15 protein-coding genes are annotated in these 13171 nt (G+C 50.5%); 8 read left to right on the forward strand and 7 right to left on the reverse strand.

Features of this window, described 5'->3' with window-relative positions:
- The first annotated feature begins 81 nt into the window (after nucleotides 1-81).
- The 6 genes from ACQ29O_RS03860 to ACQ29O_RS03885 are packed head-to-tail and all read left to right on the forward strand — an operon-like array spanning nucleotide 82 to nucleotide 4710.
- A complete protein-coding gene (locus ACQ29O_RS03860) occupies nucleotides 82-504 on the forward strand; it encodes a PTS sugar transporter subunit IIA (protein ID WP_253336210.1) in 423 nt (140 codons plus the stop codon).
- A gap of 14 nt (nucleotides 505-518) precedes the next feature.
- Nucleotides 519-980, forward strand: coding sequence for a PTS sugar transporter subunit IIB (locus ACQ29O_RS03865; protein WP_000634729.1), 462 nt, complete (start codon nucleotides 519-521; stop codon nucleotides 978-980).
- A gap of 25 nt (nucleotides 981-1005) precedes the next feature.
- Nucleotides 1006-1785, forward strand: coding sequence for a PTS mannose/fructose/sorbose/N-acetylgalactosamine transporter subunit IIC (locus tag ACQ29O_RS03870; protein WP_000228864.1), 780 nt, complete (start codon nucleotides 1006-1008; stop codon nucleotides 1783-1785).
- Nucleotides 1763-2611: a PTS system mannose/fructose/sorbose family transporter subunit IID gene (locus ACQ29O_RS03875; protein ID WP_000178066.1), complete on the forward strand. Its 849-nt coding sequence runs from the start codon at nucleotides 1763-1765 to the stop codon at nucleotides 2609-2611. The genes ACQ29O_RS03870 and ACQ29O_RS03875 overlap by 23 nt, the downstream gene beginning before the upstream one ends.
- Nucleotides 2612-2623: 12 nt before the next feature.
- Nucleotides 2624-3682 (forward strand): SIS domain-containing protein, encoded by a 1059-nt coding sequence (locus ACQ29O_RS03880; protein WP_020937324.1) that lies wholly within the window; start codon nucleotides 2624-2626, stop codon nucleotides 3680-3682.
- 17 nt (nucleotides 3683-3699) lie between these two features.
- Entirely contained in the window at nucleotides 3700-4710 is a 1011-nt protein-coding gene (locus ACQ29O_RS03885) for an SIS domain-containing protein (protein ID WP_000900307.1), read from the forward strand.
- Between the two features lie 133 nt (nucleotides 4711-4843).
- Here ACQ29O_RS03885 and opgB read toward each other — a convergent pair whose 3' ends face one another.
- From opgB to ACQ29O_RS03915, 6 genes are all read right to left on the reverse strand, one after another.
- Complete coding sequence (gene opgB / locus ACQ29O_RS03890) at nucleotides 4844-7135, reverse strand: phosphatidylglycerol--membrane-oligosaccharide glycerophosphotransferase (RefSeq protein ID WP_001292722.1); 2292 nt, start codon at nucleotides 7133-7135, stop codon at nucleotides 4844-4846.
- A gap of 282 nt (nucleotides 7136-7417) precedes the next feature.
- Complete coding sequence (locus ACQ29O_RS03895; RefSeq protein WP_001090314.1) at nucleotides 7418-7879, reverse strand: DUF2501 domain-containing protein; 462 nt, start codon at nucleotides 7877-7879, stop codon at nucleotides 7418-7420.
- 57 nt (nucleotides 7880-7936) lie between these two features.
- On the reverse strand, nucleotides 7937-8674 hold the full coding sequence (dnaC, locus tag ACQ29O_RS03900; protein WP_000799921.1) for a DNA replication protein DnaC: 738 nt from the start codon (nucleotides 8672-8674) through the stop codon (nucleotides 7937-7939).
- 2 nt (nucleotides 8675-8676) lie between these two features.
- Entirely contained in the window at nucleotides 8677-9216 is a 540-nt protein-coding gene (dnaT, locus tag ACQ29O_RS03905; protein ID WP_000098573.1) for a primosomal protein DnaT, read from the reverse strand.
- Between the two features lie 92 nt (nucleotides 9217-9308).
- Nucleotides 9309-9782 (reverse strand): threonine/serine exporter, encoded by a 474-nt coding sequence (locus tag ACQ29O_RS03910; RefSeq protein WP_000511329.1) that lies wholly within the window; start codon nucleotides 9780-9782, stop codon nucleotides 9309-9311.
- A complete protein-coding gene (locus ACQ29O_RS03915; protein ID WP_001674846.1) occupies nucleotides 9773-10549 on the reverse strand; it encodes a threonine/serine ThrE exporter family protein in 777 nt (258 codons plus the stop codon). Before ACQ29O_RS03915 ends, ACQ29O_RS03910 begins: the two co-directional genes overlap by 10 nt.
- Nucleotides 10550-11261: 712 nt before the next feature.
- Here ACQ29O_RS03915 and ACQ29O_RS03920 point away from each other — a divergent pair.
- Nucleotides 11262-11987, forward strand: a complete 726-nt coding sequence (locus ACQ29O_RS03920) for a response regulator transcription factor (protein WP_000936669.1) — start codon at nucleotides 11262-11264, stop codon at nucleotides 11985-11987.
- Nucleotides 11948-12622 carry a DNA-binding transcriptional activator BglJ gene (gene bglJ / locus ACQ29O_RS03925; protein WP_000431553.1) on the forward strand — a complete coding sequence of 225 codons (675 nt, stop codon included), beginning with the start codon at nucleotides 11948-11950 and terminating at the stop codon, nucleotides 12620-12622. The genes ACQ29O_RS03920 and bglJ overlap by 40 nt, the downstream gene beginning before the upstream one ends.
- 50 nt (nucleotides 12623-12672) lie before the next feature.
- Here bglJ and ACQ29O_RS03930 read toward each other — a convergent pair whose 3' ends face one another.
- A complete protein-coding gene (locus ACQ29O_RS03930) occupies nucleotides 12673-13131 on the reverse strand; it encodes a YbaK/EbsC family protein (RefSeq protein WP_000058276.1) in 459 nt (152 codons plus the stop codon).
- Nucleotides 13132-13171: the final 40 nt, after the last annotated feature.

The raw sequence follows: 13171 nt of genomic DNA on the forward strand, positions 1-13171 counted from the left end.
GCATCTTTTTTCGGCGCGCCACTTTTTCTGGCACGCCGCTTGCTCTCTTTTATCACAGTGGAATGTGTTTTAGAGGTCAGGATGAAGAGACATTATATTTTCGCCAGCCACGGCACGCTGGCCAGCGGAGTTTTAAACTCCGTGGAGCTGATTTTAGGCAAACGGTCAAATGTCTGGACGCTGTGCGCTTACGTTGAAGAGAGCGTGGATTTAAGCCCGCAGGTAGATACGCTAATTGCCCGGATCCCGCCGGAAGATGAAATTATTGCGCTGACCGATATTTTTGCCGGCAGCGTGAATAACGAATTTGTCCGTTATTTATCACGGGAAAATTTTCATCTGCTGGCAGGGATTAACCTGCCGCTGGTTATCGATCTCTTTATGTCGGAAAACGATGGCAATACCACGCATACCATAATGACGGCGTTAGCGGATTCAAAAGAAAATATTCAGTACTGCAATCAAACTATCACCAGCGCCATGCAAAGCGATAAAGATTTTTAAGGGGAGGAAGCGTCATGATTGTTTTTTTACGGGTGGATCATCGTTTATTACATGGACAGGTCGCCTTTTCCTGGACGCAGTACGTTGGCGCAGACTGTATTTTAATTGCCAACGACAGCGTACCTAATGATGACCTGCGTAAAACCACCATTAAGATGGCGAAGCCGCCCGCGGTGAAGTTGGTTATTAAAAATATTGCCGATTCAATTGAAGCGATAAAAAGCGGCGTTACCGATAAATATAAACTTTTTATTGTTGTTGAGTCCGTGGCGGATGCGTACCGGCTGGCGCGCGAATTACCCGACATTAAAAGTATTAATTTAGGCGGCACGAAGGTACGTGAAGGGAGCCAGAATATTGCTAAAGCCATCAATCTGTTAGCGGATGAAATGACTCAACTTCGGGAGCTGGCGGCTGGCGGAGTAGAGATAGAAATTCGGCTGGTGCCTAACGATCGTAAACAACTTTTTGCCTGAGCGGATACCCTCCTGAGGACATATTATGGTAGAGGCGCTTTTACTTGGACTGGTGGCGTTTATCGCCCAGTCTGAATATGCATTAGGGACGTCGCTGATTTCCAGACCTATCGTGACCGGACTTTTAACCGGACTGGTGCTGGGCGACATGGAAACCGGAATTGTGATGGGCGCGACGCTGGAGTTGGCGTTTATCGGTTCCTTTTCGGTGGGCGCGTCGCTGCCCCCGGATGTGGTCACTGGCGGTATTTTAGGTGTGGCCTTTGCGATTAATTCCGGCGCTGGGGCGGAAACCGCGCTGTTATTAGGTTTGCCTATCGCGACACTGGCGTTAATTGTGAAAAATATCTATAACGGAATGTTTATTCCGTTGCTCTGTCATAAAGCCGATGCTTACGCTGAGGTGGGGGATACCCGGGGCATTGAGCGTATGCATTTAATCTCCGGCATTGGGCTGTCGCTGATGCTGGGGATTATCGTCACGGTCTCTTATTTAGCGGGCGTGAATATGGTTAAAGGTTTTCTGGATGCCATTCCAGAATTTATTAAACATGGATTAAGCGTTGCCACCGGTATTATTCCCGCGCTGGGTTTTGCCATGCTGGCGCGCTTATTAATTAATAAAAAGGTCGCCCCCTATTTTTTCCTCGGTTTTGTTTTAATGGCGTATTTAAAAATTCCGGTGACGGGTATTGCGATTCTCGGCGCGATCGTCGCCGTCGTGATGGTCAATATACCGAAATTTGCGGCCTCGCAACCGGCACCTGCGCAAGGAGCGTCTCATGACGATGAAGATGATTTCTGATAAAGACCGCCAGCAGGCGGAAACCACTGGTCTGGTCACCGCGCGTGATTTACGCCGCGTCTTCTGGCGGTCATTCCAGATGGAGTTTTCCTGGAACTATGAACGACAAATGAACCTGGCGTTCGTCTATACGCTCATTCCGGTATTAAAGAAACTGTATAGCCGAAAAGAAGATCTTGCCGAAGCGCTAAAACGCCATCTGGCTTTCTTTAATACCACGCCGCACATTGTGACGTTGATCCTCGGTATTACCGTGGCGATGGAGGAGAAAAATAGCCAGCAGAAAGAGATGGACGCCAGTTCTATCGATAACGTCAAAGCGTCGTTAATGGGGCCGCTGGCGGGTATTGGCGACTCTTTTTTCTGGGGAACATTGCGTCTTATCGCCACTGGCATCGGTACCAGTCTGGCGCTGAAAGGCAATATTCTGGGGCCGATTTTATTTCTGCTGGTGTTTAACGTACCGCATATTCTGGCCCGCTGGTTCTTTACCCGCTGGGGCTATGTGCTGGGAACCGGCGTACTGCAACGCATTCAGCAAAGCGGAATGATGGAAAGCCTAACCTATGGCGCCTCGATTATCGGTCTGATGGTGGTTGGCGCGATGACAGCCTCCATGATTGATATCACCACTCCCATTACGTTTGGTACGGGAGAGGCGAAAACCCATGTTCAGGACATTATTAACGACATCATGCCTTGTCTGCTGCCGTTAATTAGCTTCGCCATTGTGTACTGGCTTTTAGGGAAAAAAGTGAAACCGTTAACCATCATTGGCGGTATTGCGCTGGTGGGAATTTTCGGTTCCTGGATAGGGTTATTTTAAGAGGGATACACAATGTCACCAACCATGCTGACCTATATTAACGAAGAGTCTGACGTCCTGGCGAATATTATTCTCTGCCATCGCCAGTCGCTGGAAGAAGTATCGCGGTTCGCCAGCCAAAAAACGTTACGACGAATACTGATATTAGCCACCGGATCGTCATTGAATGCCGCCTTTTGCGCCCGTTATTTCTTTGAGCGCTGCGGTATCTCTATCGATATTAAAGAGCCGTACACCTTTAGCCAGTATGAGAATAGCGATCCGCAAGCCGATATGGTTATTGCTATTTCCCAGAGCGGGAAAAGCGCTTCTACCCTGGAGGCGATGCGTAAAGTTCAGGCGCAGGGACGTCCGGTATTCGCTCTGACCGCCGATCCGCAAAGCCCTCTTGGCAAGGCCAGTGATTATCCACTGGATATTCTGACCGGGATTGAGTCCGTCGGCTTTGTTACCCGTGGATTTAGCGCGACGGTACTGAATCTGTTGCTTATCGCGTTGTTAGTTGCCCGTCAGCAGCAGCTGACGGAATCGCAGGTCGAGGAGTATGTGGCGCAGCTTCAACGCATCGCGGCAACCCTGCCGTTGGTTATCGTGCGTACGGAAGCGTTTATTCACCAGCACCAGGCCGTTTTACGAAACGGGACGCGTTTTGTGGCGACAGGCTACGGCGCGCTGGTTGGGGTGGCAAAAGAGTTGGAAACTAAATTTACCGAGACGGTGCGTGTTCCCTCAAGCGGGTTTGAGCTGGAAGCCTATATGCACGGCCCGTATCTGGAAGCCAATGCGGAACACGTGATGTTCTTCTTTGAGGACCGGCCCGACGCGCGCTCCAGGGCGCTACGGGAGTATATGACGCCTGCGGTCGCCAAAACCTTTACTCTCACGCTGGCGAAGGCGGCGCAGGATGACCAGACGCTTGCGCTGGATGTAGCGGTTGATCACCATTTCTCGCCATTACTGTTGATTGTGCCGGTACAACTCATGGCGTTTCATATCGCCTCACTGAAAGGCATCGACCTTTCGGTACGCATTTTTGACGATTTCGATCGCGTTTTAAAAAGTAAAATCTGAACAATCAGGAGAAAAATATGTTGGGTTTTAATCAGGACGAGTACCTGACGAGTGCTCGTGAGATCATCGCTGCGCGCCAGAAGGCAGAACAGGTTGCTGACGAGATTTATCAGGCCGGGTTCAGTTCTTTATTTTTCGCCTCTGTTGGCGGTTCACTGGCGCCAATGATGGCAATTAATGAATTTGCCAAAGAATTAACAACGTTGCCGGTTTATGTTGAGCAGGCGGCAGAATTAATTCATAAAGGAAATAAGCGGCTGAATAAAGACTCTGTGGTTATTACGCTGTCTAAATCCGGCGATACCAAAGAATCGGTGGCGATCGCCGAGTGGTGTAAAGCACAGGGAATACGCGTAGTCGCTATTACCAAAAATGCGGACTCTCCGCTGGCGCAGGCGGCGACATGGCATATTCCGATGCGTCACAAAAATGGCGTGGAATATGAATATATGTTGCTGTACTGGCTGTTTTTCCGCGTGCTGTCGCGCAATAACGAATTCGCCAGTTACGATCGCTTCGCCAGCCAACTGGAAATTCTGCCGGCGAATCTGCTGAAAGCGAAACAAAAATTTGATCCGCAGGCGGACGCTATCGCCAGCCGTTATCATAACAGCGATTATATGATGTGGGTCGGCGGCGCGGAGATGTGGGGCGAGGTCTATCTGTTCTCCATGTGTATCTTGGAAGAGATGCAGTGGAAGCGCACGCGCCCCGTCAGCTCTGCGGAATTTTTCCACGGCGCTCTGGAGCTGCTGGAAAAAGATGTTCCGCTCATTCTGGTGAAAGGGGAAGGGAAATGCCGCGCGCTGGATGAACGCGTTGAGCGTTTTGCCAGTAAAATTACCGATAACCTGGTGGTGATTGATCCGAAAGCGTATGCGCTGGACGGCATTGATGATGAGTTCCGCTGGATCATGGCGCCCTGCGTCGTCTCGACACTGCTGGTTGATCGGCTGGCGGCGCACTTCGAGAAATATACCGGCCACAGTCTGGATATTCGTCGCTACTACCGTCAGTTCGATTATTAACAGAAAGGGGCGTGTAGCATATACAGTGCCTGATGGCGCTTCGCTTATCAGGCCTGTGCGCCAGTTTATTGATAAAGATGATGTGTAGGCCGGGTAAGGCGCAGCCGCCACCCGGCATATATGACATTCTCTTTTAACTTTCAACATTCACCACTTTGATCTCCACCATGCCAATCCCCAATTTGCGCGGCGAATGGCCCAAAATATTACCTTCGTTGGTGGAGACGGGAGCGGGCGGCGCAATGACTAAGGTATTCGCGTCCGTCGGGTTGTTGAAATGCAGCGTGATAGTGGACACATCGTGACCCAGCACCAGCGTCTGTTCTTCGTTGCCTACGCGTACCGGAATCGGCCGATTCGCGTTGTCGCCGAAGGCTTTGGCGGTGATCACCAGATCAAACTTTTTCGGCAGCGGCGCTTTATATTCGATTTTAACCTCATCGCCCAACTGCGCATTTGACCAGCGCCCCCAAGACTCCGGCCGGGAAATGCCGCTAAACTGTTTCACCTCTTCCGGCGCGCCCGCGACGTTAAAGATAAAACTGTCGGCTTTGTAGCGAATGTCGTTATCAACAATCTTCAGTGTATCGACATTGCCCTGGTAACGCGTCACGTCGATGACCGTCTCTTTAAACGCCGTCTTGCCTTTCCACTGCGCTTTATCGACATGCTGTACGGTTTGCTGCCCGCCAAGCTGCCCCTGCGAGACGCACCAGTCGGTAGAGAGCGCCAGCGCCGGCGCCCATAGCTGCGCCATTTTGTAGCAGCGATCGATCCAAACGAAATTATCGCGCGGGGCGAAGTCGGCCAACTGGAACCGTAGCGGAGCGGAGTATTCACTTTCCGGTAACGGCTCGACGCGCTTATCCGATACGCGCAGTAGTAACGGCAGGCGGAAGTGGCTCCCGGAAAACGCGATCATGTTTTTGTCCCGATCGACGGTAAAATCTTTTATCTCTTTCGGGAAATTCCACAGGCGAATGATATCCGGCTTCATCGCCAGCACTTTCTCTTTTACATTCAGGAACACTTCCGACAGCGACTGCCCGGAAAGGCTGCTACGTCCCAGACCGATAAAATTATCGCCGCCGAGAATATCCAGCACCGTTGCGCCGTTGTCCATCGTGTTGCGTTTGACCGCCAGCGTCTCCTGCTGTGGTTTATCGCCGCGCAGAATGAAAAACAGATTGTTGCGATCTTGCTTATTCAGGTATTTCCAGGCCGTATTATTCATCGCCAGATGGTCGGAAGAGACGACGATAACGGTATCTTTAAACCACGGTGACGCTTTGATTTTGTTGATAAACTCGGCGATGTTTTCCTGGCTGCAACTTACGGCGCTAAAGGACTGGTTGGGCTTACCGTCGTAATCGTAGCGTTTGCGGTTGCAGGTCCGCGAGATAAAACCGTCCGGGTGATGGGTATCTACGGTCAGAGTAAACAGCGAAAAGCGCTGGCCTGAGCGGGAAAGCGCTTCAAATTTCTTCCATGCCTCATCAAGCACCGTATCGTCGTAGAAGCCCCAGTCGTTACGATAAGACGGGTCCGCCACCACCGTTTTTAGCTCTTCAGCGCCGTACAGATGATCAAATCCGTGTGATTTCAGGAACACGTCTTTCCCGGCAAAACGCAGGTTAGCGCCCTGCACGAAATAGTTCTGGTAGCCGGAGTTTTTCAGAATATCGCCGAGGCAGATATTCTGCGGGAAGAAGCTGGAAACCGACGCGGACGCATTGCCCTCAAACGGTGCAAACAGCGGAATACCACACTGGGAAGCCACCATCCCGGCGATGGTGTAATCCGTTCCCGGCAGTTGCATGGTATGGCTGAAATCCAGCCCCTCATTTTTCAGCGCGCCCAACTCTGGCGTGAGATTGGGGAACGCGTCATTATCAAAATAGGTCCGTTCCAGGCTCTCGCCGTAGATATAGACCAGATTGAGCTTCGGATTAGGAATGGTTTTTGCTGGTTCTTTATAATAAACGGCAAAATCCGGATCGCCATCGCGCATTTGTGATTTTACCAGTTCGGTAATCTGGCGAAACGCCGGGCTGGCGTCGACCGAACCTAACGCCAGCAGTAACGCCAGCAGGCTGTAACCGACATGATGAGGATGGTGACGGCGGCGGCGTAGTACCCATCCCAGCGCGCCGAATACCGCCACTAACGCCAGGGCAATGCCGATTCCCGGCAGAATATATTTGCCGACTCCCGCTCCCGTCAGACTATTCGTGAGCGTATAAAGCACTGCGTCGTTGATCCCGTCGCCGGTAAAATAGTCGCTGGCATACAGGGTAATATTCAGAATGACAAAAAGTCCCAGCACCGTGAGAGTGGCGGCAAACCACCAGGTGTTACGGCCCGCCTTCCAGGCATATATCAGCACAGAGGCGAGAAACAGAGCGACAGAGAGCAACTCGGACAACTGACGATCCTCAATAAACCAGGCTTATCGCTGGCAGGAAAAAATTTCTAACAATGTAATAGCGATGTCACATTGCTGCAATTCTAATAACTTTACACGGCGCTGTTATTTAGAATGAGTTTAGAAAGTTGGTTTTTTGATCGGCATCACTTCCTGCCATAGCGGTTAATAACAGGAAAAGACGAAGAGAAAAATCGGGTTAATGCCGTGTTGGCGGGTAAAGGGCCAAAACACGGCTTTTATCAGGGCGTCCCGGCGTGGCGCACGGTCAGAAAAACGCAGTCAGGAGAGGAAATTCAGCCCTTGCTGCAATACCAGATCGCAAGCTTTGGTTTTCACCTTTTCCGCCAGCGGCGTACTGCCGATATTATTGAGGTTCAACTGCTGGCCGTCCTTCGTCTTGAGCAACCCTTGCAGGCCGTTCAGGTAGTTAGTGTCCTGCTCCTGCTGTGTGGTATCCAACCCCAACTTGTTCAGAATCTGATTTTTAACGTTTTCCACGTTGGTAGCGGACGCCAGTTTCTGTTTGGCGCAGTACTGCAAAATACCGGCGGCATTATTCATATTATCGGCGCTGAGCGACTGGGCACCTCTGCTGAGCAGACCGGTTAGCGCAGAAAGCGACATCCCGCCCTGCTGTGCGTTCGCGCCCTGAGCGCTTAGCTGACTGGCGGCAATACCGCTGGTGGAAATCAGTACGCTGGCGATCGCCGCGCAGCACAGAACATGTTTCGCTGTATTCATGGTAATCACCTGTGTTATGCCAGCCAGGCGTCGTATCGCCCTGGAGCACGTTGCAATTTAATACTCTTTACCCGTCACCCGGCTGCGGTAACTGTCCCAGGTAAAATTAACCCATAAACTGTTGCCGAGACGCATACGGTCCATGACGCGTTCGCCAAGCATTTTCGTCATCTCTTCCATATTGCTGTTCGTCAACATGCCGGTGGGACGTTTTGACGAGGAACGACGATCGACAATTTGATTGATGATCACTTTTTCATAGCGGGATTCGGTCTGCACGCCGATCTCGTCGATCACCAGCAGATCAACGTTACTCAGATCGTTAAGCAACTGCTCTTCGCTGGTTTCCCGATTGCTGAACGTGTCTTTCATCGCTGACATAATATCCGCTACGGTGATAATCAGTACCGACTTTCCGCGCAGCAGCAGCTCGTTACAAATAGCCGCGGCGAGATGGTTTTTACCGGTTCCAGGCTTGCCGGAAAAGACAAAGCTGGCGATATTGCCGTCAAACTCATCAACGTACTGTCGGGCTTTGCTTAACGCGTTCATTTGTCCGTCGCACTCAACCCGATAGTTATCAAACGAGCAGTTCTGATGCAGCGGTCGAATGCCGGAACGGTTAAAGGTGCGCTGCATTTTCATCGCCCGATTTTCCCGCGCCAGCGCCGCCGCCCCGATCTCGCCTTGCTCTTTCTGCCACGCCAGCAGTTCTTCGCCCGTTTTAAACGCCGGTGTAATATGCGCAGGCATCATTTTTTGTAGACGCTGCATCAGGTCGCCAACATTTTTCATCGTTACCCCCTAAAACCTGGTGGAATATGATTGTCAGGTTCGCTGACGCTATTGATGTCGCGCTGCGGCATTCCGCCATTGCTGGAACGGCTGATTTGCACGCTGCGCGCCAGCTTTTGCTGCCACTGGATATGGTGAAAAACCTTACCTTCCGCCTGCCAGTAGGCGATAAACGCCGCCAGCTCTTCTGCGGTGACCGGCTCCCGAAGCGCCACGCCCCAAAGGGCAGCCTGACGCTGAAAATCCGCATCCGGTTGCCAGGCGGGATACATGGCGAATTTTCCGCAGGGAATCGCAACGGGGGCGGCTTCGGGTTCTTCGTAAAATTGTGCGTCTAACGCCACATCGCTTCCCGGACGTGATAACTTTTCTTCAAGCGCCAGCAGTTCAGCCATGCGTGCAGGCGTCACGGCATAAAAGGCAGGCGCATTATTAGCGAATACCGCCACTGCGCCGCCCGTTGACTTCGCCAGCACAGCATGATGATCGTGTAAAAGGGCGTCAATACCGATGACGTCCGACGTTAAAATTCTGGAAGACATAATGTTTCTCAATATGGAACAACAACCGAGAAGGACGACTGTTTTTATAGTACCACACAGACCTGTAAGAACAGCAGGAGGCGTTCTACCATTCACACGCGGGGGCGTTTGCGGTACAGCCATAATCCCGGTACAGAGAGGCCAATTGAGAGCGCGCCAACAATGGAAGAGGCTTTCAGAAAATTGGTCAGCAGCGTAATCATCATCGGTTCGCTATAGCCCAGATGGCTAATTTTTACTGCGGAAATCATCGCGGTATAGGCGGAAATCCCCGGAAACATCGGGATCACGGCCGCGACGGTAAACACTTTAGGGTGAGCGAGATACCAGCGTGACCACTGAATACCAATACTGCCGACCAGCAGCGAAGCCATAAACGTCGACCATTCGATATTAAAGCCAGCGCTCATCATTAGCATACGCGAGCCATGACCCAGCGCCCCCAGTAGCGCGCACCACGGAAGCGCCCGGTGGGGAACATTAAAGACCATCGCAAACCCGACGGCGGGGATCGCAGACAAGATCATGTCCTGCATTAGCGCCAGTAAAAAGTCGATTATACCCATCCTCGTAGCCCCCATACTGTCATTGACATCACTACGCCCACACAGGTGGCTAGTGTCAACAGGCTGGCGATAGCCCAGCGCGCCAGCCCGGTATTAATATGTCCTTTAAACATATCTGCGACGGAATTAATCAGCGGAAAGCCCGGCACCAGTAGCAGTACGCTTGCCGCCATGGCGATAGTGGGCGTCTGGCTAAAGGCGGGAAGAGTGAGCATCAGCCCGGAAATCGTGGTAGCGACAAAGGCGGTAATGCAAAAATTGATCTGCGGATGTAAATGCCGCTGCGCCAGCATCTGACGGATATACATGGCTATCATACTGGCGAAAAAGGTGATAACCGCGCCATCCCAGCCGCCATTATTCAGCTTACAAAAGCAGGAGCAGGAAAGACCGACCATAAACGCCACCAGCCAGCGCGGATAACGCAGCGGGCGGAGCTGGCTAAAGCGTTTTTCCACGCCTTTGTAATCCAGCAGACGATGTTCCGCGAGGATAACGATATGCTGAACCTCCGTGACGACGTGCATATTAATGCCGCGATCCTGGTTTTTACGTGTCGATGTCAGACATTGTCCGTCTTTAATGGTCGTCAGGACAATGGCGTTAGAGGAGATCGCGCTTTCGACGCTATCCATACCGAGCGCCAAACCGAGGCGGGTGGAAAGCTCATCAACCAGTGCGCTTTCCGCCCCGTGCTGCAATAAAAACAGCCCGCATTGAATACATAACCGTGTTACTGCTCGTTGAATTGATTGCTCTTCTTGCATGACTCGTCCTGTCCAAAAAGACATTCTATGCGCCGCCACTATGACAGAGGCTTCCTTTTTAACACGAAGCGCAGGCATGATGGCGTTGGTTAAGATCAATTTCTTGTTGATAAAAACGTCAGCCGCCAGACGCAACGCATAAGCTTCTTGAGACGTGCGCTTCGTCACAGGCAGGATATCCTTATGGGCGACGGTTCTCGTATGTCCGTTTCCAGAATAGAGGCATTATGCCAGCCTGGCCGCTCATTTTTGAATCAATGATGTGGTGAATTTTATCAACGATATGCATTAATGGTTTAACCACAATGGCGTGAGCAGCGGGCGTAAAATTAGGCATGACTTAGTGTAATTCGCAGATATTACATGGGTTTTATGGATTGTAGACAGTATTGTTGGGCTTTTGTTTTAGGACTTAGCAATATGAATAAAGAGCGAACTCATATTTTAAATTTATTAATATGATGAGTTTTCGTTAGAATTACTAATGTGCAAATTTAGTTAATTTAATTGTCTTGCTTCTGGTTTTATGAGTAACTATGCGATAGTGATTTCATGTTTTTGTGCTATGTGGATTGTAGCGCAATCAATGTTAGATATTTAAAAATAAAACAAGGATAATTAATCCACTCGGTCTATATTTCTTTGCGCTCATTGTTAATAGTGTTTTTATTAATGGGGCAATGAAAGGGGGCGGCGTGGGTGCGGAGGAATTATGCTGCCAGGATGCTGCAAAAATGGACTTATTATCAGTAAAACCCCTCTTATACAGGAAGGCCTTAAAGGGGTTATAACAGGTAATTTCCCCGATTATAAACTGGCGTATTGCCGTACGATAGAAGAGCTAACGCTGCTACAGCTACGCCGAAGTAATTTAGTTATTGCTGATTTAGCAGTTAACAATGCCTCTCCCCGCGCTATCTGCGAATATTTTTATAGCTTACTCTCGCAATATCGCGACATACATTGGGTATTTCTGGTTCCTAAATCCTGCTATCCACATGCAGTTGATCTCCTGATGGGCCCCGTCAGCACCTTGCTTTCAGACGAAGAGCCAATCGAGAATCTTATTAGCGTTATCCATGCGGGAAACGCTCGCTCAGAAAGAATAAGCAAAACATTATTATCGCCTCAGGTACCGTCTGAAATTCAGCAGTCCCACGACAGGCCGATTGTCCTTACGCTGTCTGAACGAAAAGTATTACGCCTTTTAGGAAAAGGGTGGGGCATTAACCAAATTGCGGCGTTACTTAAAAAAAGTAATAAAACAATTAGCGCCCAAAAAAATAGCGCCATGCGACGCTTATCAATACACAGTAATGCAGAGATGTATGCATGGATAAACAGTTCTCAGGGAGCCAGAGAATTGAACCTACCTTCGGTATATGGAGAAACCATGGAATGGAAAACAGAATCAGCAAGAGAAATGTTGCGCTCGTAGAAAAATGCGTGATGAGCACCATTGGTATTAAAGGGCTATTTGATGCAATGCCGGATTGCCGACATACGCTTCATATTTTTTCAAAACCATCCACGTTTTATAAGGCTGCGCTAAAGACGCCGTTTTCTGCCGTTATTTTTTCTCTTTCTGCGTTAAGAACTGAACGCCGGACAGGATTATCCAGTCTGACGGAACTGGCGATAAATTATCCCCATATGCGGCGTCTGGTGATTGCCGATGATGATGCTGAAGCCCGCTTAATCAGCGCGCTATCCCCGCTGCCGCTGGATGGGGTCATCAGCAAAGCGTCGCCGTTGGATGTTTTACAGGATGCCTTATTTACATCGCTTAATAGCGCCCGGCGGACAACGGAGCGTACAGACAATCTTTGGGAACTTCACCAGAATTGTATGCTTAGTCCAACCGAGCGGGAGATTCTGCGTTTCATGTCGAACGGCTACTCAATGCCGCAAATTGCCGTCCAGTTAGAACGTAACATTAAGACTATCCGGGCGCATAAGTTTAATGTGATGTCCAAGCTGGGCGTGAGTTCTGATGCCGGGTTACTCGATGCGGCGGATATTCTGTTATATCTGCGCGCCGGAGATGCTACCGCGCTCCAGCATCGGGTATAGCCCGCGCCGGATGCGCCGTGCTTGTTCGGGGAATCCGGGGGCCAGGCACGTTATTGGCACACGTCTACCCAGGTTGCCGATGTCAGTTCAGCCATTCTTTCCGGCGTGATGCGTACCGCGCTGTGCGTGGCGCCTGCGGCAGGCAATACTTCGTTATACCCCTTCAGAGAGATGTCGCAATAAACGGGCAGCGGGTGCTCCAGCCCGAAAGGACATACGCCGCCGACAGGATGTCCGGTTGCATTGACCACTTCATCGCTGCTCAACATACGGGCTTTTGCGCCGAAAGTGGTTTTAAGCTTCTTATTATCCAGGCGGGCATCGCCTTTCGCGACCACCAGGATAATGGTGTCTTTTACTTTAAGCGAGAGCGTTTTAGCTATCTGCCCTGGCTCTACGTTGTGCGCTTTGGCTGCCAGCTCGACAGTCGCTGTACTTTGATTTAATTCGATAATTTCAATATCGGGAGCATGATCGGCCAGAAATTGCCGTACAGATTGCAGACTCATTCTTCTCTCCTGAGACCTTACTACCTTACTAATAGCCACG

Origin of the sequence: Salmonella sp. GDC200615, from assembly GCF_050574145.1 — a bacterium.
Lineage (GTDB): Bacteria > Pseudomonadota > Gammaproteobacteria > Enterobacterales > Enterobacteriaceae > Salmonella > Salmonella enterica.